Origin of the sequence: Aliamphritea ceti (assembly GCF_024347215.1) — a bacterium.
In the GTDB taxonomy this organism is placed as follows: domain Bacteria; phylum Pseudomonadota; class Gammaproteobacteria; order Pseudomonadales; family Balneatricaceae; genus Amphritea; species Amphritea ceti.
Window position 1 is genome coordinate 1942824 of the sequence record NZ_AP025282.1, and the last position, 22113, is coordinate 1964936.

The 22113-nt window shown below is 44.9% G+C and carries 21 protein-coding genes; 15 read left to right on the forward strand and 6 right to left on the reverse strand.

Annotated elements, in window-relative coordinates; all coding sequences use genetic code 11:
- Nucleotides 1-3: 3 nt before the first annotated feature.
- The 3 genes from OCU49_RS08895 to OCU49_RS08905 all read left to right on the forward strand — a co-directional run bounded on the left by OCU49_RS08895 (nt 4) and on the right by OCU49_RS08905 (nt 3887).
- On the forward strand, nt 4-2139 hold the full coding sequence (locus OCU49_RS08895; protein WP_261844623.1) for an FG-GAP repeat protein: 2136 nt from the start codon (nt 4-6) through the stop codon (nt 2137-2139).
- 252 nt (nt 2140-2391) lie between these two features.
- Nucleotides 2392-3417 (forward strand): NAD(P)H-dependent glycerol-3-phosphate dehydrogenase, encoded by a 1026-nt coding sequence (locus OCU49_RS08900; protein WP_261844624.1) that lies wholly within the window; start codon nt 2392-2394, stop codon nt 3415-3417.
- The gene (locus OCU49_RS08905; RefSeq protein ID WP_261844625.1) at nt 3417-3887 is read left to right on the forward strand and encodes a SixA phosphatase family protein; all 471 of its coding nucleotides are present in this window, start codon (nt 3417-3419) and stop codon (nt 3885-3887) included. The genes OCU49_RS08900 and OCU49_RS08905 overlap by 1 nt, the downstream gene beginning before the upstream one ends.
- Nucleotides 3888-3896: 9 nt before the next feature.
- Here OCU49_RS08905 and OCU49_RS08910 read toward each other — a convergent pair whose 3' ends face one another.
- Entirely contained in the window at nt 3897-5684 is a 1788-nt protein-coding gene (locus OCU49_RS08910) for a PglL family O-oligosaccharyltransferase (protein WP_336605374.1), read from the reverse strand.
- A 118-nt stretch (nt 5685-5802) separates the two neighbouring features.
- Here OCU49_RS08910 and OCU49_RS08915 point away from each other — a divergent pair, with 118 nt between their 5' ends.
- Both OCU49_RS08915 and OCU49_RS08920 read left to right on the forward strand, forming a co-directional pair.
- Nucleotides 5803-6663 carry an alpha/beta fold hydrolase gene (locus tag OCU49_RS08915; RefSeq protein ID WP_261844626.1) on the forward strand — a complete coding sequence of 287 codons (861 nt, stop codon included), beginning with the start codon at nt 5803-5805 and terminating at the stop codon, nt 6661-6663.
- 75 nt (nt 6664-6738) lie between these two features.
- Nucleotides 6739-7665, forward strand: a complete 927-nt coding sequence (locus OCU49_RS08920) for a DUF4892 domain-containing protein (RefSeq protein ID WP_261844627.1) — start codon at nt 6739-6741, stop codon at nt 7663-7665.
- A 59-nt stretch (nt 7666-7724) separates the two neighbouring features.
- On the opposite strand, the gene folE is transcribed toward OCU49_RS08920, so the two are convergent.
- Entirely contained in the window at nt 7725-8264 is a 540-nt protein-coding gene (gene folE / locus OCU49_RS08925; RefSeq protein ID WP_261844628.1) for a GTP cyclohydrolase I FolE, read from the reverse strand.
- 191 nt (nt 8265-8455) lie between these two features.
- Complete coding sequence (locus OCU49_RS08930; RefSeq protein ID WP_261844629.1) at nt 8456-9019, reverse strand: Smr/MutS family protein; 564 nt, start codon at nt 9017-9019, stop codon at nt 8456-8458.
- Nucleotides 9020-9254: 235 nt separating this feature from the next.
- Between OCU49_RS08930 and prmB the strand changes: the two genes are divergently transcribed.
- The 5 genes from prmB to phaR all read left to right on the forward strand — a co-directional run bounded on the left by prmB (nt 9255) and on the right by phaR (nt 13485).
- The gene (prmB, locus tag OCU49_RS08935) at nt 9255-10178 is read left to right on the forward strand and encodes a 50S ribosomal protein L3 N(5)-glutamine methyltransferase (RefSeq protein WP_261844630.1); all 924 of its coding nucleotides are present in this window, start codon (nt 9255-9257) and stop codon (nt 10176-10178) included.
- Between the two features lie 118 nt (nt 10179-10296).
- A complete protein-coding gene (gene aroC, locus OCU49_RS08940; RefSeq protein ID WP_261844631.1) occupies nt 10297-11388 on the forward strand; it encodes a chorismate synthase in 1092 nt (363 codons plus the stop codon).
- Nucleotides 11389-11446: 58 nt separating this feature from the next.
- Nucleotides 11447-12595 (forward strand): MFS transporter, encoded by a 1149-nt coding sequence (locus OCU49_RS08945; protein ID WP_261844632.1) that lies wholly within the window; start codon nt 11447-11449, stop codon nt 12593-12595.
- A 106-nt stretch (nt 12596-12701) separates the two neighbouring features.
- Entirely contained in the window at nt 12702-12956 is a 255-nt protein-coding gene (locus tag OCU49_RS08950; RefSeq protein WP_261844633.1) for a DUF6489 family protein, read from the forward strand.
- Between the two features lie 55 nt (nt 12957-13011).
- On the forward strand, nt 13012-13485 hold the full coding sequence (gene phaR, locus OCU49_RS08955) for a polyhydroxyalkanoate synthesis repressor PhaR (protein WP_261844634.1): 474 nt from the start codon (nt 13012-13014) through the stop codon (nt 13483-13485).
- A gap of 34 nt (nt 13486-13519) precedes the next feature.
- Here the strand turns inward: phaR and OCU49_RS08960 are convergent, their stop codons facing one another.
- From OCU49_RS08960 to gloB, 3 genes are all read right to left on the reverse strand, one after another.
- Nucleotides 13520-13777: a hypothetical protein gene (locus tag OCU49_RS08960; protein WP_261844635.1), complete on the reverse strand. Its 258-nt coding sequence runs from the start codon at nt 13775-13777 to the stop codon at nt 13520-13522.
- Between the two features lie 14 nt (nt 13778-13791).
- Complete coding sequence (locus OCU49_RS08965) at nt 13792-15387, reverse strand: LysM peptidoglycan-binding domain-containing protein (RefSeq protein ID WP_261844636.1); 1596 nt, start codon at nt 15385-15387, stop codon at nt 13792-13794.
- A gap of 150 nt (nt 15388-15537) precedes the next feature.
- Nucleotides 15538-16311: a hydroxyacylglutathione hydrolase gene (gloB, locus tag OCU49_RS08970; protein ID WP_261844637.1), complete on the reverse strand. Its 774-nt coding sequence runs from the start codon at nt 16309-16311 to the stop codon at nt 15538-15540.
- 288 nt (nt 16312-16599) lie between these two features.
- On the opposite strand from gloB, the gene OCU49_RS08975 reads away from it, so the two are divergent.
- From OCU49_RS08975 to OCU49_RS08995, 5 genes are read left to right on the forward strand one after another with little or no spacing between them, the layout of a single operon-like run.
- On the forward strand, nt 16600-17607 hold the full coding sequence (locus tag OCU49_RS08975) for a cytochrome-c peroxidase (protein WP_261844638.1): 1008 nt from the start codon (nt 16600-16602) through the stop codon (nt 17605-17607).
- A 2-nt stretch (nt 17608-17609) separates the two neighbouring features.
- Entirely contained in the window at nt 17610-17927 is a 318-nt protein-coding gene (locus OCU49_RS08980) for a cupredoxin domain-containing protein (protein WP_261844639.1), read from the forward strand.
- Between the two features lie 16 nt (nt 17928-17943).
- Nucleotides 17944-18678, forward strand: a complete 735-nt coding sequence (locus tag OCU49_RS08985) for a c-type cytochrome (protein WP_261844640.1) — start codon at nt 17944-17946, stop codon at nt 18676-18678.
- Entirely contained in the window at nt 18675-20870 is a 2196-nt protein-coding gene (locus OCU49_RS08990) for a sensor histidine kinase (RefSeq protein ID WP_261844641.1), read from the forward strand. The genes OCU49_RS08985 and OCU49_RS08990 overlap by 4 nt, the downstream gene beginning before the upstream one ends.
- A 40-nt stretch (nt 20871-20910) precedes the next feature.
- A complete protein-coding gene (locus tag OCU49_RS08995; protein WP_261844642.1) occupies nt 20911-22071 on the forward strand; it encodes a response regulator in 1161 nt (386 codons plus the stop codon).
- The last annotated feature ends 42 nt before the right edge of the window (nt 22072-22113 follow it).

Consider the following 22113-nt stretch of genomic DNA (forward strand, 5'->3'; position numbering starts at 1 on the left):
ACCATGTTTAATAAACTTAGGTGTATTAGGGATTATCTACTAACTGTCATATTTGTTTTTGCTTTATCGGGTTGTCTTTATGATGATGACAATAATACTGTCAACAGTAGTGGCAGTAGTGGCAGTAGTGGCAGTAGTGGCAGTAGTGGCAGTAGTGGCAGTAGTGGCAGTAGTGGCAGTAGTGGCAGTAGTGGCAGTAGTGGCAGTAGTGGCAGTAGTGGCAGTAGTGGCAGTAGCGGTAATAACAATAGTTATTCTATATCTGCCAGTGCCGGTAGTAATGGCAGCATAAGTCCTAACTCTGTTTTGGTACAACAAAATGAAATATTCAATTTCATAATCAGCTCTGATATCGGTTACATCATCGATACTGTTTCCGGTTGCAGTGGCAACCTTTCAGGTAATGTTTTTACAACAGCAGCAGTAACAGAAAGTTGTAATCTCAATGTTACTTTTACTGAATTAACACCTTCAGTTCCCGCAGTACCAAGTCTGGCATTTGTTCCTGTTAAAGGCTTTATGTTTGACTGGAATGATGTTTCTGATGCATCTTTTTATCGGTTACTGGAAAATCCGGATGGTCTATCAGGGTTTACTCAGGTGGGCAGTGATATTACACAGGGTATCAATACAGTCACACTCACAGTTCCGCTTTACCTGCGTTTAAATGCTCAGTACATACTGCAGAGTTGCAACATAGGTGGTTGTGTTGACTCGTCTCCGATCAGCGTCTCAGATAACTTAGTGAGCAGTGTTGGTTATTTTAAAGCGAGCAATACTGGGATTAACGATCAGTATGGTTCTGCTGTTGTATTAAGTGGAAATGGCAATATTCTGGCTGTAAGCGCCACAGGTGAAAGTAGCAACAGTACTGGGATCAACTCTGCTCAGGCTGATGATGCAAGTAACCAGGCAGGTGCTGTGTATGTGTATGCGCGTATAGATGAAACCAGCAATTGGGTACAGCAGGCTTATGTTAAGTCCAGCAATACTGATGCCGGAGATTTGTTTGGTTATTCATTATCTTTAAATTACGAGGGAAATACTCTGGCTGTTGGTGCAATTGCTGAAGATAGTAATGCAACCGGAGTAGGAGGCGATGGCTCAGATAATTCTGCAGACAGTGCCGGAGCCGTTTATGTTTTCAGTCGTACAGGTTCCGACTGGTCTCAGGAAGCTTACCTAAAGCCTAGTAATACTACAGACGATGACAGGTTTAGTTCTGCTTTAGCTTTGAGCGGGAGTGGGGATTTGTTAGCCGTAGGTGCTATGGGTGAAGACAGTAACGCTACCGGTATTGATGGCAATCAGAATGATGATTCTTACTTTTATGATGCCGGAGCCGTCTATATCTTTGAGCGGACGGGATCTAATTGGGCTCAAGAGACATATATAAAGGCCAGTAACACACAGTTTGGTGATAAGTTTGGCTATTCTCTGGATTTAAGTGAGGAAGGAACTACTTTGGCTGTAGGTGCGATTGATGAAGATAGTAGTGCTACAGGTATCCAGGGCAATCAGGCTGATAATAGTGCTGTTGAATCAGGTGCGGTGTATGTATTTATCAATAGTGCTGGTGTCTGGTCACAGCAGGCTTACCTCAAAGCAGGCAATAGCGGTATTAACGACCAGTTTGGTTATTCTGTAGCGTTAAGCGGTGATGGCGCTGTTTTAGCCGTGGGTGCTAAATTCGAAGATACTAATGCCGGTGCGGTGTATGTATTCAGTCGTACGGGAATAAACTGGTCTCAGGATGCTTATGTTAAGCCTAATAATGTGAGTACAGATGAGTTTGGTTCTTCCGTTGCATTAAATAGTGCTGGTGATATTTTGGCTGTCGGGGCGGTTGGAGAAGACAGTAATGCCATAGGCATAGATGGAGATTCCAACGATAATCGTGCAGGTGATGCTGGTGCAGTATATGTTTTTAGCCGTATAGGAGCTGGTTGGTCGCAGAGGGCGTATGTTAAAGCGAGTAATACCGGTGCTGGTGATGCATTTGGTTATGCGGTCGCCATGAGTGAAGATGGTGATGTCATGGCTGTAGGTGCTACAAGCGAAGAAAGTTCCAGTACTGGAGTTAATGGTAATCAAACTGATGGCAGTGCTGCTGCCGCAGGCGCTGTTTATATTTACTAGAGAGCAGCCTTCCACTCAATATAAAGGTTTGGAGGGATGCGAGGGCGAATAATTCAGAGGAAATTATGCTTAGCCGGAACAGATACGAGCAGTTTCCTCTGATATTATTTTTATTGGTTTCAGCATTATTAGTTTTCAGTGCGTAAATGGTATTCTTCAGTAATTACTTTTGTTGTGGTTTTGTTAGCGGGTATCTGACGTTAGTGATTTTATTTTTCGGGAAGATGTCTGTTCATGTTGGGAAAGTTGTATATGCAAAATAAAAAGGCTGTTGCAGTATTGGGCGGCGGAAGTTTCGGTACTGTTATAGCTGATCTGGTTGCCAGTAAGGGCGTTCCTGTAAAACAATGGATGCGTAATGAAGAGCGTGTTTCTGAGTTAAATCAGTCACGGACTAATCAGCGCTACTTACCAGGCTATACGTTGGCTGATGGTATTACGGCCAGTACTGATATTGAGTATGTACTGGCTGATGTCGAATTGGTATTTGTATCAATACCCAGCCAGTCATTTCGTAGTGTCGTTCGACAGGCAAAGCCTTTTATTACGTCCAGTCATCAGTTGGTGAGTACAACTAAAGGTATTGAAGCGGATCATTTTAGTCTGATGAGTCAGATTTTGGCTGAAGAGCTACCTGCTCAGGCTATCGGTGTATTAAGCGGACCAAATCTTGCCAAAGAAGTGGTTCAGAAGCATCTGACGGCGACGGTTATAGCGAGTGAAAATGACGTCTTGCGACAACATGTTCAGGAAATTCTGCACTGTGCGCATTTTCGTGTTTATGCAAGTTCAGATACATATGGTGTTGAGTTAGGAGGTACGCTTAAGAATATTTATGCTATTGCTTCCGGACTAAGTGCTGCAATGGGCATGGGTGAAAATACCAAGAGTATGTTGATGACCAGAAGCCTGGCTGAAATGAGTCGCTTTGCTGTTCAGATGGGAGCTAATCCGATGACTTTTCTTGGACTAGCTGGCGTGGGCGATTTAATTGTTACCTGTTCATCTTCACTTAGTCGTAATTATCGGGTTGGTTATGCGTTAGGTGAAGGCAAGACTCTTGCTGAGGCTGTGGCAGCCTTAGGTGAGGTTGCTGAAGGTGTTAATACGCTGCGGTATGTTAAAGAGAAGAGTGATGAACTGAGTGTATATATGCCTCTGGTTCAGGGGCTTTATGAGGTGGTTTTTAACGGAGCTCCAATTGCTGAGGTTGCCCGTAACATGATGCTTAATACTCAAAGCAGTGATGTTGAGTTTGTGCTTCCCAGGATGCCGTAATGCGTATCTTTCTTTTGCGTCATGGTGAAGCAGGTTATAACGCTGTTTCAGATCGTCTCAGGCCTTTAACCGAAAAAGGTAAGCGTGAGTTAGACGAAATGTTACTGGCATTTACTCATGCTCAGCAGGTGAGTCAGGTGTACCATAGTCCGTATTTACGTACTTGCCAGACAGCAGAAAGGCTCAATGCTGTTCAACCTGACCTGAATTTTACTGCCAGTGATTTGCTGGTGCCTGAGTCTTCTCCGCAGAGTGTGGTCGACTGGCTTGCTAAGCTTTCTGTTGAGAGCGATATTGACAGGATTATGTTGGTTACGCATCAGCCTTTAATCGGTTATCTGAGCTGTTTATTAACAGAAGGTAATGTAAAAAGCCCTGAGCCTTTATTACCAGGGTATTTAGCTGAGCTTGAAATGGATGTGCCAGCAGCAGGTTTAGCGCGCCTGATCAAAGTTTGGCACGCTAACTAAGTTATCAGATTATTCTTGAGCTGTTGTATTTGGTGTTTCTGTGGTTAATGCCTGGGATGATGCTTGTTGCTTGAAAAAACTGATAGCTGATACAACAGCTGCGTTACCTGGGTACATTTTCTTTACAAGTGTAAAAGCTTGATCTGCTTTATGATCATTTCCTAATGCTATATACGCCTGGCTCAGATCAATATAAAGCTGTGGAACAGGCCTTTTTTGTAAGAATGCTTCTGCCCAGCTGATAAATTCGGGCAGAAAATCATAATTTTGGCTTTTAAGGCTACGTAGCATAAGTGTTCGCATCAAATACAGCTCAGCCGTTTCATTAAAATATGTATTTTCAAGTGCTGGCTGTAGCAGGGCTGGTTGTGACATTCTGCTGTTAAGGAAGTTTACGATAGCTGTATTTGCTTTGTTTGCCTGAAGCATGAAGCTGGCTGTACCGAGCAGAATAATTAGACTTACTGTTTGTAGGCTGATCGTTGCCGCATGGCTTAACTGGATGTTTACCTGTTTGCGAGAGTGCTGCAGGATCAGAAAAAACAATGTCAGAAAGAGTATCCAGTGCAAGCTGGATATATAGAAAGGTAACTCTACCTGGCAGTGTAAGCCTATAGGAAACAGTAAAGCGAGGTAAGTAAGGCCTCGTCGCCAGCCGCAATTAAAAGCTGCGGCTAAAATGGTTAGAGTGGCGATTAATATGCCTGTTAAAGCTACCAAGCCACCTTCTGCTGCCCAGAATAAAATTTCATTATGCGGGTGACTTAGTCTGTCAGATGGAAATATTGCATCAGGGTTTTGTTGTAGAAAATCAATTTTTTCGGTCTGCCAGGTATTTTGGAAGCTGCCGATGCCGTGGCCGACCCAAGGGCTTTGTTTGGTTAGTTCATAGGTAGTTGCGTAGATGTTTTTTCTGCTTGCCGAGCCTTGTATCGCTACGACATCTCCAGTCAGATCAGAGAGTTTACTATAAGAAGTAAGCAGCCCGGTTTTGCCCTGATATGCAGCTATTACTATGACTATAGCGGCGAATATAAAGGTTAGTTTACGTTGCTTTATATGATTACAACGCCCAATTGTAATGAGTACTATGCCAATTAAAGCACTCAAAACTCCAACTCTTGATCCAGCAGTAGCAATCATATAACTGCTGCTAAACAGGCTAATAAATAGCAGGGATTTCTGAAGATTGGATAAAAAATTAAAACTGGGACGTGACATCAGATACAGACAAATAAGCAGCATAGTTGCCTGGAAACTTGCCTGAAGGTTTATTTGTTGGAATATACCATAGCCTTGATTAGATATGCTGGGGGCAAGAAAGCTGGTTATCGTTCCCTGCCAAAGTAGCTGTGCAGCTCCGTAAATTGCCTGGATAAAGCCAGCTATCAGTAATGTGTACAGAAGTTTATCTAGGTCTTTATTTTTCCAGCGAAACTGGAATAAAGCGAAAAGAAATGCAATACCAGCAATGATATATAGTTGGCGAAACAGCCATTCAATAGGTGTTAGTGTTTCTGCGATATAGCCGCTGACAATTACGCATAACGGGAAAGCAAGCAGGCCTGGCCAGTAACGGCTGAAAGCAAATTTTCCATGTTTCAGTGCAGTTATAATTCCCAGGGTGATAGTTAAGGCCGTGCCCGTCCATATAGCGGTGTTATATGGAAGAAACAGGCCTTCACCACCAATGTTTTGTTGGAAATACAAGCTGCATATCAGGAAAATGAAAGCGATTGATGCTAAGCCAATGTTGGCTGTGCTGGCGTATGAAGTGAAGTTCATGCGTAATTGCATTATATGTTTTGGCCTGTTGATTAGATTGGCTTTTCAAATTTATGAGAGTGCAGCTGTTTTTTATGTTAACTGAGCTGATAATCTTAAGATATTAATTTTACAGAAAAATATGGCTGTTATGGCGATTAAAGATTATTCCTGTTCTGAGCGTAAATTTATTGTTGATGGTCGAAGTTTTGCTGCTCGGCAGTGGGGGGCAGATGATGCACCGTTAATGTTAGCTTTGCATGGGTGGTTAGATAACAGTGCAAGTTTTAATGCGCTGGCGCCCTTATTAGACCAATATCGTATCGTTGCTATCGATTTTGCTGGTCATGGGTTATCAGATCCCCGTCCTGAAGGCATGCCTTATTATGTTTGGGATAATGTATCTGATGTGCTCGCTATTGCTGAATTGCTAAATGTTGAGCGGTTTGGATTGTTAGGTCACTCAATGGGGGCGGGTGTTGCCGTTCTGCTAGCTGCATGTTACCCGCAAAAAGTAGAGAACTTGTTTCTGATTGAAGGTGTTGGGCCCGTCGTTACTGAGGCTGAGGCAGCACCAGATCAGTTATATAAAGCGTTACAAAAACGTCAGCGTATCCGTAACCGTGATGTGAATACCTATGAGTCTTATGATGAAGCCGTAAACGCTCGCTGTGGAGGCCGCTGGCCAGTTTCCCGTCAGGCAGCAGGCTGGTTGGCTGATCGGGGTGTTAGTTCCAGGCTTTCAACAGAAGGAGCAAAGGAGTATTTCTGGCATCATGATCCCTGGCTGGTTTTGCCGTCACCAGTTCGGCTGACGGAAGAGCAGGTTGAGTATTTCTTACGTAAAATAACGAGTCCTGTTACTTTAGTGCTAGGTAGTGATGGGATTGAGCAACCTGTTTCCCGTATTGCCTGTTTTAATGAGTATCAGGTGTTTCAGTTTGAGGGCGGTCATCACCTGCATCTGGAAGCTGATACAGCACAGTTAATTGCTGAATGTTTAGCAGAATGAAAGAATAGTCTTTTGTAAACCTGAAAATGATTCATACTGTAGTAGATGATAACAGCAGGAGGCGAGTATTCAGATATGGCCCGAATAAGTGAGTACCTTATAAAACCAGCATTGCTTGGGTTGATGATACTTGTAGGCGGTCAGGCATTTGCTGACAGTGATTTACGAGGCAGTAGTGATTACTCTGATTTAGAGCGTTATCCACTGTCCTGGATTGTTGAGTATCAGTCAGATGTTTTACCTGATTATCTGTTAGCACTCGGCAAGATGAAGAAAAAGTCAGGTGTAATAGCGCCGGAGGCATCACAGCGATTATCTGGTTTGTTACGACAGATTACATATCGTATACCGGAAGGGCATTCGGCTGACGAAGCGTTTAACTTTATGACAGCTCAGTTGAGTGTTCTGGGTGCTGATGAGTTGTTTCGATGTAAAAGCAGGCAGTGTGGTAACAGTCATCAGTGGGCCAATCAGGTGTTTGGTGTGTCACGTTTATATGGGGTTGACCGTACGCAAAGCTATGTAGCAGCGAAGCTGGGTGAAGACTACATTGCTTTGTATACAGTTAAACGTGGTAACAAGAGGGTGTATCTGCAGCTGGATGTTTTAAGTGATGAGCCAGAAGTTAAAGCAGATACATTTTTAGAGGTGGGTCGTTCTGAAGAAATTTCGCAAGAGTGGAGTAACGCTTTTGCCGCTGAAGGTAGTTGGTTGCCATTAGACTTTTTAACGTCTCAACCTACAGATGAAGATGTAGATGTATTAATACGGCAGATACTCCCTGTTATTCAGGCAGGAGAGGAGTCTCTGGTTGTTCTGGGCTACAGCGCAGTAGCAGAAGGTGCCATGTTGCGTTCGTCGGTATATGCAGACCGGGTTGGTAAAATACTCATTGATAATGGTGTGTCAGCTGATCGACTAGAGGTGATTGCTGTGGGCAGTGTTAATGCAGTTACTCCGCCGGTGCAGCAAGGAGCTGTATGGTTACAATTGATTAAATGAAAGCAGACAAAACGAAAAAAGGCAGCCTTGGCTGCCTTTTCTTTTGTCTGACATCAGCTTTAGCGGATCAGAGATAGGAATTCGCCACGAGTTGCCTGGTTCGAACGGAACAGACCCAGCATCATAGACGTCTTCATGCTGCTGTTTTGTTTTTCAACCCCGCGCATCATCATGCACATGTGCTTGGCTTCGATAACGACAGCGACACCTTCAGCGCCAGTTGCTTCCATAATTGCGTCAGCAATTTGCTTAGTCATGTTTTCCTGGATCTGCAGGCGACGTGCAAACATATCAACAATACGTGCAACTTTTGACAGGCCAATAACCTTGCCATTAGGGATATATGCAACGTGACATTTGCCAATAAATGGCAGCATGTGGTGCTCGCACATCGAATAGAGTTCGATATCCTGTACGATAACCATTTCGCTGTTATCCGTAGGAAAGAGTGCGCCATTGATAACTTCATCAAGGTTTTGCTGGTAACCACGGGTTAAAAAGCGCATCGCTTTCGCGGCACGTTTAGGCGTATCAACAAGACCTTCACGGGTGATGTCTTCACCCAGGCTCTCGATGATGCTTGCAAATTCTTTTTCCATTACAGTCTGGATCCTGCTTGTCTGGCTAGGTTTACGAACCAAGTGGCCCATAAAAGATCTTAAAAGGCCGCTAAGGTACGTGATCTGAGGATTAAGGTAAAGTGAAATTCATGCTTTTGTCTGACGGGTGTCGCGCAGGCAGCAATAGAGGTCCGGCGACAGACACTTTATTAATAATCAGTTCTTAGTAATCAGCGTTTATTTGCATTACGCAGTAATACATAAAGCGCCCCTGTACCGCCATCTTTTGGCTGAGCTGAGCTGAAGGCTGTTACTTGTTGCATCTGCTTAAGCCAATCATTGACATAGGACTTTACTAAAGGCTGCTGGCCCTCGCCACTGTACGCTTTACCGTGAACAACGATAACACAGCGAAAATGATTATTGCTGGCGTCGCGGATGAAGCGGCTGAGCTCATCCCGTGCTTCATCAAGGCTAAAACCGTGTAAATCAAGGCCTGCTTCCCAGGGGATGTGGCCTTGCTTGAGGCGTTTCATCATTTTCAGTTGAATGCCGGGGGTGGCAAATATTAGTTCTTCTTCGCTTTCAACAAGTTGAACAATTTCACTGGACAACCCATCCACCAGACTTTCTGAGTCCTGGGAAGCCATCCGGCGTTTATATTGTGCAGTGGCGTCGCTGGCGGCACGCAGTTTTTTAGGTGTAGGTTTCAGGTCGGCTTTGTCATGGCTGTGTCGGGATACTCCCTCCATGGCACTGGCAAAATCGAAGTCGTCATTATCGTTGTCGGACATAGCGTTCAGATGAGTTTTTCTTTAACATACGGGGCCGTTTCACGTGCTGTGCAACCGGATTGCTGTATCGGCAAATATGCTGGTATGCAGTGCAGGTATATGGCGCTTATTATTAACAGAGGCCTGACAGATATGATTTTTTATTCTGTCAGGGCAATATGCAGCATAGCGTAAATCATTTTCTATGCGGCTATAAGCCTTGCTTCCTTATTTTATGCAGATTATCTACCCGCTTATGTCGATCAATCAAGAACAACTGGTAACTGATTTAACCACCATCCGTGATTTTATCCGCTATAGCATGAGCCGGTTTTATGCCTGCGAATTGTTTTATGGTCATGGCACTGATAACGCCTGGGATGAAGCCGTACAGTTAGTGCTTGGGGCTGTTAATTTACCCTGGGATACTGATCCTCAGGTGTTAGATGCTAAATTAACCCGTGATGAAAAGCTGCGTGTACTGGATTTTTTGCAGCAACGGGCTGAGCAGCGCCGACCGTTGCCTTATATTATTGGCGAGGCATGGTATGCCGGATTACCATTCACGGTTGATGAACGGGTGCTGATACCACGTTCTCCTGTGCAGCAATTGATTGCAGAAGCGTTTAGCCCCTGGTTACCAGAGAAGCCTGTAGATCGTATTTTGGATTTATGTACCGGTAGTGGCTGTATCGGTATTGTCTGTGCTTATACTTTTGAAGAAGCTGAAGTGGATCTGGCAGATATCTCTGCAGATGCTCTTGAAGTGGCTGATAAAAATATTCAGCGCCATGAGATGCAGGATCGGGTAACAGCAATTGAAAGTGATCTATTTAGCCAGCTGAAAGGTAAGCGTTACGATATAATTGTCTCTAATCCGCCATATGTAGATCAGGCTGATTTAAGCAGTATGCCGGCTGAGTATCAGCATGAGCCTGATCTGGCGCTTGGGTCCGGAGATGACGGGCTGGACATTACCCGTCGAATATTGGCTGAGGCTGCGGATTATCTTACTGAGGATGGTTTGCTGGTTGTTGAGGTGGGCAACAGTGAAGTGCATTTACAGCAGGCGTTTCCTCAGGTGCCTTTTACCTGGGTTGAACTAGCTGAAGGTGGTAATGGGGTCTTTTTGCTAACGGCAACGGACTTACAATACTACCGGGATGTTTTTACCAGCTAATATAAGAATATATTTAGATAGCAGGGGGCTGGTTGAGTAACAACGCCAGGTCTGATGTTAATTATAGTTTTGGTTTGCAGCATTTAGGCTTGCGAACGCTAGCATTCAGGAAGTCAGGATGTCAGGAAATACATACGGTAAATTGTTTACAGTTACGACTTTTGGTGAAAGTCATGGTCCTGCACTGGGGTGTATCATCGATGGTTGTCCTCCGGGAATTGAGCTAAGCGAAGCTGATCTGCAGAAAGATCTTGATCGTCGTAAGCCAGGTACTTCACGCCATACGACCCAGCGTCGAGAAGCGGATGAAGTTAAAATCCTCTCCGGTGTGTTTGAAGGAAAGACCACAGGGACAGCGATCGGTTTACTGATTGAGAATACCGACCAGCGCTCTAAAGACTACTCGAATATAGCCGAAACTTTCCGTCCGGCACATGCGGATTATGTATACAGCCATAAGTATGGATTCCGTGATTATCGCGGTGGCGGGCGTTCTTCTGCCCGTGAAACTGCAATGCGTGTTGCAGCAGGTGCTGTAGCAAAAAAATATCTCGAAACTAAAGGTATTGAGGTACGGGGGTATCTGTCACAGTTGGGACCAATCAAGATTGATGCCTTTGACTGGGATCAGGTATCGCAGAACCCGTTTTTCTGTCCGGATGCTGGAAAAGTGTCTGAGATGGAAGACTATATGGATGCATTACGTAAAGAGGGCAACTCCATAGGGGCTAAGATAAGTGTTGTTGCCAGTGGTGCGCCAGTTGGTTTGGGTGAGCCAATTTTTGATCGGTTAGATGCAGATTTGGCCCATGCACTGATGAGCATCAATGCTGTTAAGGGTGTTGAAATTGGTGATGGTTTTGCCTGTGTTGAACAGAAAGGTACAGAGCATCGTGATGAGATGACCCCTGAAGGTTTTTGTTCAAATCATGCGGGTGGCATTCTGGGTGGTATTTCTACCGGTCAGGATATTGTCGCACATATCGCGCTTAAGCCTACTTCCAGTTTGCGTTTGCCGGGGCAGAGTATTAATGCTTCAGGAGAAAGTATCGAAGTTGTCACAAAGGGACGCCATGATCCTTGTGTTGGCATCCGTGCGACACCTATTGCTGAAGCGATGATGGCGATAGTGCTGATGGATCAGTTCTTACGCAATCGTGGTCAGAATGCTGATGTAGCCTGCTCTACGCCGGTACTGCGCGACCAGTAAGTGTGAGTGGCCGCAGCAGCAATTGCTGCGGCTCAGCTATTTGAAAATTTGAGGTGTTATGACACCAGCTACCTATACCCGCTTGTCGGGTTTTTATTTTTTTTACTTTTCTCTTCTTGGTGCTTTGGTTCCCTATTGGAGCCTGTATTTACAGTCGTTTGATTTAGATGCCAAATCAATAGGTATGCTGATGTCAATTCTGATGGCATCACGGATTATTGCGCCGAATATCTGGGGATGGCTAGCCGATAAAACCGGCAAGCGGTTGACTATCGTCAGAGCCGGTTCTCTGGCGACCTGTATTATATTCATTGCTATGTTCTGGCAGGACGATGTACTGGGTATTGCATTAGTGATGGCGGGGTTTAGTTTTTTCTGGAATGCGGTGCTGCCTCAGTTTGAGGTGCTTACGTTGGCGCATTTAGGTAGTCAGTCTGAGCTGTACAGCCGTATACGCTTATGGGGATCTATTGGGTTTGTCGTGGCTGTTGTTGCTATAGGTTGGTTGCTGGACTGGTTTTCAATCCGTTGGTTACCACATCTTATGCTCGGGTTGATGGTTCTTATCTGGTTGTCTTCATTATGCGTAAGTGATGCTAAAGCTGAGCAGGATAAAAGCTCAGATGGGTTTATGGTTCAGCTGTGGCGTCCTCAGGTGATTGCATTTTTTGTGATTTGTTTACTTATTCAGTTGAGTCACGGACCTTATTACACCTTCTACTCTGTATTAATGGATAGCCTTGGTTACAGTCGTGCCCAAATTGGATTGCTATGGGCGGTAGGTGTAGTTGCGGAAGTAATTATCTTTATATATATGCACCGGCTGATCAGTCGTTATGGATTGCGGACGATTATGATCGTCAGTTTGCTGTTGTGCGTATTGCGCTGGTTACTTATTGGATTTCTGCCTGAACATTTGCCAACTATGTTATTTGCACAATGTTTACATGCAGTAAGCTTTGGTGCTTTGCACGCAGTAGGTATTGCATTAGTACATCAGTATTTTACGCCCGCAAGCCATGGCCAGGGGCAGGCGCTTTTCAGTAGTCTGGGCTTTGGTGTTGGTGGTGCGCTGGGTGCTTTTGTGAGTGGTTTGCTGTGGGACAGTGTGGGGGCTGGGGTTACTTTTGCATTGGCTGCAGGAGCGGTTGCGCTTGCAGTGATTCTGGCCTGGATCTGGATACGTCCGACAGTTAAAAATGCCTGATCTCACCGTCTCTGAATGAGTTTTTGTTCAGATGCACAATAATAATGGACATGTATTCTCAGGGTTGTTAGTTTGAGAGTGAAGGATAATATGTTGGGGAGAGGCGATGAATTTCAAAATTGATGTAGAGATGACGCCGGATGAGCTGCGGAAGGTGCTGGGTTTGCCTGATGTTGCTGCCTTTCAGCAACAGATGATGGATAAAATTCAGGAGAATATGGCTGCCGGTGCGGAAGGCTATGATCCACTGACATTGTTCAAGCCTTATATGACGAATAGTCTGGGATCTATGGATGCACTGCAAAAAATGATGCTCAATATGATGTCTGGCTACACTAATAATACGAATAAAACTGATTAACAGCTGTGTGTGAGTGACCCGTGTCGAAGAAGCAGCTGTTTAAGAGAGAACTGTTTTGCGAATTCTAAGAAAGTACACTAACCGTCGTTTGTATGATACTTCGCGTAGTTGTTATATCACCCTCGAAGATGTGAAGCAGCTGGTATTGAATCAGGAGCCTTTTCAGGTGCAGGATTCTAAAACCGGTAATGACCTCACTCGGAATATTCTGCTACAGATCATCAGTGAGCAGGAAGCGATGGGGCATGGTACTTTGCTGACAAATCAGGTGCTTCAGCAGCTGATTCGTTTTTATGGCGATAGCATGCAAGGCATGATGAGCCAGTATCTGGAACAAAGCATCAGTAGCTTTATTGAGCACCAGGAACGTATTCGTGAACAGATGAATAATATGATGGGTGCAGCAAACCCTTTGAATATGATGAATCGGTTTGCCGATCAAAATATGGCAATGTGGAATATGTTCACTCCACCGGATGAGAAGCCAGCTAATCCTGACGATGATAAAGACGGGCAGGATAAGACATAAAAAAACGGCGCTTATAAGCGCCGTTTTTTATGTCTCAGTCGGAACTGTTTTGTTGATTATACGTTTCAGCCAGCTTTGTGAGTCTTGTCGGATATTCTTTGCGTTTGATTTTACTTAGCCGCATCTGATCAAGCTCTTGTTGCAGAAAGTTGTGCTTGGCTGTATCGCCTTCCGCCAGGCCTCTTGCCAGATCGTTGTCCATCCAGCGACAGATTTTTTTATACAGCACGTATTTAAATGCTATAGCAGCAACGGTGGCTACGACAATGATTGCAATGTTGGTACTGTCCATAGTGTTGTCCTGAGTTAACGTGACTTGCTGATGTCGATATACAGGGTTAACTGCTGGCCCGGCTTAATGTATTTTTGATTTTCCAGGTTATTCCAACGTTTTATGTCATTGATCGTAACACTGAACTTATTTGCTATGCCGTACAAAGAGTCACCGTTTCGTACCTGATAGCCTATACGTCGGGTTAATTGCTGGTCACGTTTGCTCAGTGTTGTCGCGCTTTTAGGTTGCTTCCAGATAACCAGTTGCTGACCTATTTGCAGTGGTGTTTTAGTGCTCATCTGATTCCAGCCGGCAATTTGCTTAGGGCTGACGCTATAAGAGCGGGCGATTGACCACAGGCTGTCACCGCTACTCACTTTGTAGTGGCGTTTTTCGCGATTACTTTGTGCTAACTGATTTTCTTTACGGTTAAGTCGCTGCGATGCGCTCAGAGCATACTGGCCAGAATCCTGCTGAGCGGTTGGAATCAGTAATGTTCTGCCAGCGCGGATATTGTTGCTTGCTAATTTATTGGTGCTGCGCAGAACTGATGTGGTGATATTGTGGTTGGCTGCAATGGTGCTCAGAGAGTCGCCTGACTTGATGGTATAGCGGCTCCAGTTCACTCTGCTTTCAGGAGGAATCTGTGCCAGCTGCTGACGAAACTGTTCTGCATTTTTAACCGGAATCAACAGGCGGTGCGGGCCTGAAGGGTCTGTGGCCCAACGGTTGAATCCCGGGTTTAGCTGATACAGCTCCTGGGTGCTGATATTGGCCATTTTAGCGGCTTGTGCAAGGTCAATTTGGCTGCCTATATCAACGATTTCAAAGTATGGCTGATTATTCAGAGGTGGTAATTTTAGCTGATGTTGCTCTGCGTCCCGGACCAGTTTAGCGACGGCCAGTAACTTTGGCACATAGGCCATTGTTTCCCGCGGTAGTTTGAGTGACCAGTAATCAGTTGGCAGCCCTGCATTTCTGTTTTTACGCATGGCTTTAGAAACAGTGCCCCCACCTGCATTGTATGCCGCGAGAGCCAGTAGCCAGTCACCGTCAAAGCGTTTATTCAACTGTTCCAGATAATTAAGCGCTGTTTCGGTAGACGTAATGATGTCCCGACGACCGTCATACCACCAGTTAGATTTGATACCAAAATACTTTGCTGTGCTGGGAATAAACTGCCACGGACCAGAAGCGCGTCCTGATGAGTAAGCGAAGGGGTCATAGGCGCTTTCGACCACTGGCAGTAAAGCAAGCTCTGTCGGTAAACCGCGTTCTTTAATCCGATTAAGAATGTAATGGTAGTAACGACTGGAGCGCTGACCTACACGCTGCATGTACTGAGGATGACCTGCATACCATTTTAGCTGTGCTGCAATGCGCGCCTGATCAGTATCCAGATCAAGTTGCATACCTTCACGGGTCAGGCTCCAAAGGTCTGTGTTACGTGGGGAGTTCAGTAGCGGTGTTACAGCTGCCGGAGATGCGGAGTTTTGAACTAGCACCTGTTCAGATTTACTGTTGGTTTGAGCATCAGGGTCATTGCTTTGAGACTTCAGGTTGCCACTGTTTTGACAGCCAGTAAGCAGGATAGCAGTTGAGGTGACTGCGAGTAGATAACGACCCATGCAGAGATGCCTTAAATTCAGTTAAAAGGCAGCATTTTATGGAGCCCCGGCGGGTGGGTCAAGAGCCCACTCGCCGGGGATTGCAGCTTTTAGCAAATTCGACTTTTGAATGAATATGTCAATAGGAATTAAGTGGTTAGCTTAATTGCTTTAAAAATTATTTTTCCATTCCCGTAAAGCTGCGAATACTTGCGTTTCTGACGTGTTTGCCTGAGCATCGTATTGAATAGCTGCAGCAATTACAGTTGGTTGATCAGTGCGCATATAAGGATTAACACGCTTTTCCTGGGCAATATTACTTGGCAGCGTTTCTTTGTTTTCCTGTCGTAGTGCATGACAGTTTTCAGTGCACTTTTGAATGTCTGTATTGTCAGGCTCGACAGCTGCGGCAAATGCCAGATTTGCCATCGAATATTCATGGGTACAATACACCAGGGTGCTGTCAGATAAGTCGCGGAAGTAGTGCATGGCAGCCAGCATTTGTTCAGGTGAACCTTCAAACAGACGTCCACATCCTGCAAGGAAGAGAGTATCGCCGCAGAATAATTGCGGAGTGACGCCATCAATCAGGTAGCTGATGTGATCAAGAGTATGTCCTGGGACGGCATGAATAATGACCGGTAAACCAAAAATTTCTAAAACGGAGTCGTTATTCAGAGGTTCAGTCACACCTTTAAAAGGAGATTCTTCAGGGCCATATACCGGAATATCACGGTCAGCGGTTAGTGCCGCTACGCCATCTGTATGGTCATAGTGATGGTGAGTAATAAGAATACCGGCTAAATTCAGGTCGTGCTCATCGAGAAAGGCTTCAACAGGTTCAGCCTGGCCAGGGTCAACAACAAAGATGTTGGCGGTTTCAGGCGCATGGATTGCCCATATGTAGTTATCATCAAATGCTGATATTGGAGTGACGTTAAGCATTGTAAACCTCTTGGGCGGATCGTAAGTATATTTGGATTGTAATAATAAACATCGGCTTAGGCCAGATCTCAGAAGGCTATGTCGCTTAAAGTTAAACTATGCCTTAAAACGCATGTTTTGCCATATCTGTTGGACCTCATAAAATCACCTATTTATGCTACACAGAGTGAGACTTATCATCTTGATTTAAAATATTTTTACGCATGTTTTCCTCTTTTTCAGAAAAAGATTGAAGCCCGGGTTCTGTGGGCTAGTCTGTAGATAGCACATAGCGTGAGGGAATATTTGATGTGTAGAGATAATGCGCTCAGTATTATTTTTTCTTTGGTATTTATGCCGGGAATTGCTGCTGTAGCAATAGCAGAAGATCTGCCTGATTATGCTGATCCGGTTATCTGGCGTTCCTCTGTGATGGCGGCTGAACCATCCCCCCGTGAAACCGCAATTGCCCAGCTGGGTAAACAACTCTTTTTTGATCCGCGACTGAGTGCTGATAACACTATGTCCTGTGCCAGTTGTCACAAGCCGGATAAGGGCTGGTCTGATGGTGAGAAAAGTCCACTCGACCGTCATGGCGTGCGGATCGGGCGGGCGACACCGGGTTTGCTGAACCTTTCTGAACATACGGTTTTTATGTGGGATGGCCGGTCAGATAATCTTGTTGATCAGGCGGCATTGCCGATTACTTCACCCCGTGAAATGAATATGGATCTTGATGCACTAGTGTTGAGATTACGCAATATTCCTGTCTATAAAACTGGTTTTACAGCGCTTTATGATGATGGTGTAACCGCGCGTAATTTACAGCATGCTATTGCCGGATTCGAGAAAACGCTGGTCAGCGGCGACAGCGTTTTTTCCGACTGGGTGGCTGGGGATAAGCAAGCCATGAATGCGCAGCAGCAGCTTGGTTTTGAGCTGTTTATTGATCCGCAAAAAGGTAATTGCGTTGTCTGTCATCATCCTCCGGGGTTTACTGATAATGGATTCCATAACCTGGGGCTGGTGAATTTGCAGCAGGAAAATGCTGATCTGGGTCGTTTTAACATTCGTCCGGTAGCTGTACTTAAAGGCGCTTTCAGAACGCCGGGTCTGAAAGATATTGAACTGACAGCACCTTATTTTCATGATGGTTCTGCAGACAGTCTCGACTCAGTAATGGACTATTACATTAAGGGCGGCAGACATCAGTCTGACGTGTCGCCTAACTTTAAACCTTTAGATATTAATCAACAGGAAAAGCAGGCGCTGGTGGCGTTTTTAAAAGCGTTGACGTCCAGGGATGCAGGGAGATAAGCATGAAAATGAGTTTGATGCTTGTGGTCATAATGGGGCTTGCCGGAATGGAAAGCGTTGCACAGGAGTATGAAATTGGCCAAAAGAATAAAGAGTTCACCGTAAAGGAGTTGACGGTCAGGGTAGGCGATAAGATGGTCTTCACTAATCAGGATCCTTTTTTTCATAACATATACAGCTTGTCTGAAAAGCAATCTTTTGATTTGGGGTCGTATCCTAAGGGTAATCAGCGTTCTGTGGTGGCGGAAAAGCCTGGCACGCTGAAAGTGGAGTGCGCGATACATCCCAATATGCAAATGATCATTCATGTAGAAGAGTGAACCGCGGGTGACAAGGATGCTGAAAATAAACATGCATGGTTTATCTAAAGGTCTGATGGTAGTACTAGTTTCATGGGCGTTACTGATCTGTACATCACTGCTGGCCAAAGATGATGCGGGCCTTGCAGCCGGTGCCAGCCTTTTTGCAGAACGCTGCGTGCTTTGTCACGGTGATAAAGGTATGGGGGACGGAGTACTAACCTTGCTGGTTGAAAACTACCCTTCCACAAACCTGATGAGCCAACGTTATGGTCGCAAGCATCAGGATATCATTGAAAATATACGTTTTGGTGGTGCACTGGGAAAGATGAGTTTGTATTCCCCTCCCTGGGAGAATGAACTTAGCAGTGATGAAATTAAAACTGTTGCTAGCTTTGTCAGTCATTTGTATGAGCATCCGGAAGCTGGCGCTGAATTATTGGCTGAAGCTGCAGATAATGGCGTGAATGATGTACTTCGGGGGAAGTTTATTTTTCTGACCCGTTGTGCGGTGTGCCATGGTGAAACCGGCCACGGTGATGGCAAGCTGGCTGGAAGAGTGATTAAAAATCCTCCGCCCTATGACCTTACCAAGAGTGCAAGATCGGAGGCATATTTAGAGAAAATAATACGTCTTGGCGGTGCTGAAATGGAGCGTTCTGGCAATATGCCACCCTGGGGGGAAGAGTTCACCCGTCAGGATATTGCTGCAGTGGTCGCGTATCTGATGACTTTGCGTACGGCTGAAAATCAGCAGGCAGGTGATGTATGACGATGAATAAAGCCAGGATTGATAAAGCAGTTATTCTTGGGGTCTTGCTTGTTGGTGTTTTAGTTTCTTATGGATTACAAAGTTTTATCTGGCAGTCCAGCAGTAAAGAGGCTCGCTATGAGTTTGAATCTCAAACTTCAAATCTGACATTGTTTATTATTGATGATTTTCAGAATCTTATAGATGAGTTTGTGGTGTTTTCCGGTGCCGCCAGGGAGCTTGCCGCGACTGTAAAGCCTGTGAAACTGGTCTATACGTTGGAAAAGCTACTGCTGGAGCATCATAAACCACTGTTCTTTACCATTTATTCCCGCTCTTCTGCAGAAGCCTCTTATCGAGCTGATAGTGCCTGGCAGCACCGCTACTATTTTGGCGACAAAATTGAGCCTGAATTACGCCAGGCTGTTGAGCAAATGGAAGATAGTGGAAAACATCAGTTGAAGAGTTTCTTCTTTAGTTTGCCATCTATTGGTCATACCGTCTGTATGGTTGATGATTTGGGTATTGGTACCGCGACGGTAGAGCATAGCTTTATCACCGCTTGCTTTGAACTGGCGACTTTTCTTGATCCGGTGCTACAGCGTTCTTCCTACGACTGGCTGGATATCTATCTTTACTCAGGTGGAATAGTTGAAGGTTATCAGCAGATATATCAGTTTTCTGAGTCTGGTCGCTCAGATATTAAGGATCCGTTGGCAGAACAATCAGGTCGTTCAATTTTCTTACCCCGGGTTGTTGAGGCGGGTGGGCAGCAGTTGTCGGTTCTATTTACAGCCAGGCCTCAACCAGGGCAGGGAATTTGGGTGGATTATTTGCCGCTCATCTTTGGCGTGTTTCTGACGTTATTGATTGCCCTGTATCTGGTAAGTGTATCGCGGCGTAATGCCGAAGTTAGTCGTAAAGTTGAGCTTAAAACGCGTGAATTGACCAAGGCTAAAGTGAAGTTAGAAATAGAGGTTGAAAACAAAGGATATCTCTATCAGAAGATTAAAGCTTCGGTTGATAATTTGGAGTCGGTCACAAATTCGGTTAACGGCGTGATCTGGGAAGCTAATCCGGAAACAATGGAGTACACCTATATCAGTAGTCAGGTTACTAATATTCTTGGTTACGAGCCGGAAGAATACTTAAGTGGGCGTTTTAAGCTGGGCGGGCAGAAGGTGCCGGAAGGCCAGTTATCGATTAGGGAAATGTTACTTGAGAAAATGCCTGGCGAGGAAAATTTCACACTTGAATATCAGGGATATCGTAGAGATGGAAAGTTAATATGGGTGCGAAACATAATCACTAAGGTTTTTGAGAGTGACAAGCTAGTGCGAATTCGCGGTGTGTTTCTGGACATTACGGAAGAGAAAAGTCACGAAACTGAACGGCTGGAGATGGAGAGCCAGTTGAAGCACGCACAGAAAATGGAGGCTATTGGTCAGTTAGCTGCCGGAATTGCCCATGAGATTAACACTCCGTCGCAGTTTGTGGGCGATAACCTCAATTTTATTCAGGATGCGATGAATGACAGCTTTGCGTATATCGGAACCCTTGAAAAATTGTTGAAGCAGGCAGGCAATGATTCAGCGATGACTGCTATGCAGAATGCACATCAGGAGCAGGATATTGAGTTTCTAAGTGAGGAGGTGCCGCCGGCACTTGAGCAATCCATTGATGGTATTTCCCGGATTTCTAAGATTGTGTCTGCTATGAAAGAGTTTTCGCATCCTGGCCTGGAAAATAAACAGAAGGTCGATCTGAATCATGCTATTGAAAGTACCGTCGTAGTGGCGCGGAATGAATGGAAATACCTTGCCGACGTTCATTTGGAAATGGCTGATGATTTACCGATGGTGAATTGTTTTCCCGGTGAAATTAATCAGACAATCCTTAATATGATTGTTAATTCAGCCCATGCCATCGAGGCAAAAACAGCTGGAGAGGATAAAGGCAACATCACCATAACAACCTCTGCGGATGATGGTCAGGTAGTTATCGAAATTGCTGACGATGGCATTGGTATGGAGGAGCATGTACGAAACCGTGTTTTTGAGCATTTCTTTACCACCAAGGAAGTCGGTAAAGGTACCGGTCAGGGATTATCGATTGCTTATTCAGTCATAGTTGAAAAGCACAGCGGCTCGTTGGTAGTGGACAGTCATCCGGGAGATGGCAGTCGTTTTACGATCACATTGCCACTTGATTGATGACGGGGCGTAGCGAAGCACTCTGCCAGGAGGCGGAAATATGAAAAACATCCTGTTTGTTGATGATGAAGTCAATGTGCTGAATGGCTTACGCCGGATGCTGCGTAACCGTAAAACTGAATGGAATATGGTATTTGTCGACTCAGGTAATAAAGCACTTGAGTTACTGGAAGAGACTGCATTTGATGTGGTTGTAAGTGATATGCGGATGCCGGGTATGAGTGGTGCGCGGTTGCTGGCGAATATCCGTGGTAAATATCCACGGATGACCAGGATTGCTTTATCGGGGTATAGCGATACTGAAATGATTCTGGAAAGTATCAAAGCGACACATTTATTTATTGCCAAGCCAGCGGATGCGACAACCTTATCTTCATTAATTGAACGTAGTTTGTCGATTCAGTCGATTATTCAGGATCCTGAATTATGTGACTTTATCTCAGGAATTAGCTCTCTGCCATCTGTTCCGGTTATTTACGAAAAGCTTGTCAGAATTCTGGCTTCCAAAGATGCTTCAATCGATCAAGTTGCTCAGCTGATTGCCAGCGATATCAGCATGTCTGTCAAATTACTGCAGATTGTTAATTCAGCGTATTTTGGATTAGCACGGGAAATTGTTTCACCTGCAGAGGCGACCGCGCATCTTGGTCTGGATGTCATTAAGAGCTTAGTATTGTCTATAAAAGTATTTGAAAAATTTGAAGAAGAGATAGATACACGTTGCCTGAATAACATTTGGCATAGAAGTCAGCTGGTGGGGAATATTGCTAAGAAAATTGCCCGTAAAGAAGGCTTTTCGCAAAAGGAAGCTGATCAGTTATTGATTGCAGGTATGTTGCAGGATCTCGGTGAGTTGGTAATGCTGCAGTACTTTCCTGACAGTCTGGCAGAAAATGCACAGTGGAATGATATCAATGATGGAGATGCCATTCTGCAGGAAAAACAGGCGATAGGTGTTTCTCACGACCAGATAAGTGTCTACCTGCTGAGGTTATGGGGTATTCCTCAACAGGTTGTTGAATGCGTGGCATACCATCATTCTTCAGCGCATTTTGATAGTAATGAGCTTTCCATGCCGCATATATTGTTTTGTGCCAACGTTTTAGCGGAAGACATTATTAATGGCACTAATTTATCTGAAGGGCTTACTGAGCAAGGGCTGGTTGCTGAAGAGCGGCTTGCCAGTTGGTTGTTGTTATAAGCGTTTAAGCGGTGAGTTGAATGGCTGAGTAATTTTTCAGCA

Coding starts and splice junctions, on each gene's coding strand:
- OCU49_RS08945 (WP_261844632.1), top strand. CDS start 11,447: ATGACACCAGCTACCTATACCCGCTTGTCGGGTTTTTATTTTTTTTAC.
- OCU49_RS08975 (WP_261844638.1), top strand. CDS start 16,600: ATGTGTAGAGATAATGCGCTCAGTATTATTTTTTCTTTGGTATTTATG.
- OCU49_RS08980 (WP_261844639.1), top strand. CDS start 17,610: ATGAAAATGAGTTTGATGCTTGTGGTCATAATGGGGCTTGCCGGAATG.
- OCU49_RS08960 (WP_261844635.1), bottom strand. CDS start 13,777: ATGGACAGTACCAACATTGCAATCATTGTCGTAGCCACCGTTGCTGCT.
- gloB (WP_261844637.1), bottom strand. CDS start 16,311: ATGCTTAACGTCACTCCAATATCAGCATTTGATGATAACTACATATGG.
- aroC (WP_261844631.1), top strand. CDS start 10,297: ATGTCAGGAAATACATACGGTAAATTGTTTACAGTTACGACTTTTGGT.
- OCU49_RS08895 (WP_261844623.1), top strand. CDS start 4: ATGTTTAATAAACTTAGGTGTATTAGGGATTATCTACTAACTGTCATA.
- OCU49_RS08910 (WP_336605374.1), bottom strand. CDS start 5,684: ATGCAATTACGCATGAACTTCACTTCATACGCCAGCACAGCCAACATT.
- OCU49_RS08990 (WP_261844641.1), top strand. CDS start 18,675: ATGACGATGAATAAAGCCAGGATTGATAAAGCAGTTATTCTTGGGGTC.
- OCU49_RS08920 (WP_261844627.1), top strand. CDS start 6,739: ATGGCCCGAATAAGTGAGTACCTTATAAAACCAGCATTGCTTGGGTTG.
- OCU49_RS08950 (WP_261844633.1), top strand. CDS start 12,702: ATGAATTTCAAAATTGATGTAGAGATGACGCCGGATGAGCTGCGGAAG.
- prmB (WP_261844630.1), top strand. CDS start 9,255: ATGTCGATCAATCAAGAACAACTGGTAACTGATTTAACCACCATCCGT.
- OCU49_RS08965 (WP_261844636.1), bottom strand. CDS start 15,387: ATGGGTCGTTATCTACTCGCAGTCACCTCAACTGCTATCCTGCTTACT.
- OCU49_RS08900 (WP_261844624.1), top strand. CDS start 2,392: ATGCAAAATAAAAAGGCTGTTGCAGTATTGGGCGGCGGAAGTTTCGGT.
- OCU49_RS08995 (WP_261844642.1), top strand. CDS start 20,911: ATGAAAAACATCCTGTTTGTTGATGATGAAGTCAATGTGCTGAATGGC.
- folE (WP_261844628.1), bottom strand. CDS start 8,264: ATGGAAAAAGAATTTGCAAGCATCATCGAGAGCCTGGGTGAAGACATC.
- OCU49_RS08930 (WP_261844629.1), bottom strand. CDS start 9,019: ATGTCCGACAACGATAATGACGACTTCGATTTTGCCAGTGCCATGGAG.
- OCU49_RS08905 (WP_261844625.1), top strand. CDS start 3,417: ATGCGTATCTTTCTTTTGCGTCATGGTGAAGCAGGTTATAACGCTGTT.
- OCU49_RS08915 (WP_261844626.1), top strand. CDS start 5,803: ATGGCGATTAAAGATTATTCCTGTTCTGAGCGTAAATTTATTGTTGAT.
- OCU49_RS08985 (WP_261844640.1), top strand. CDS start 17,944: ATGCTGAAAATAAACATGCATGGTTTATCTAAAGGTCTGATGGTAGTA.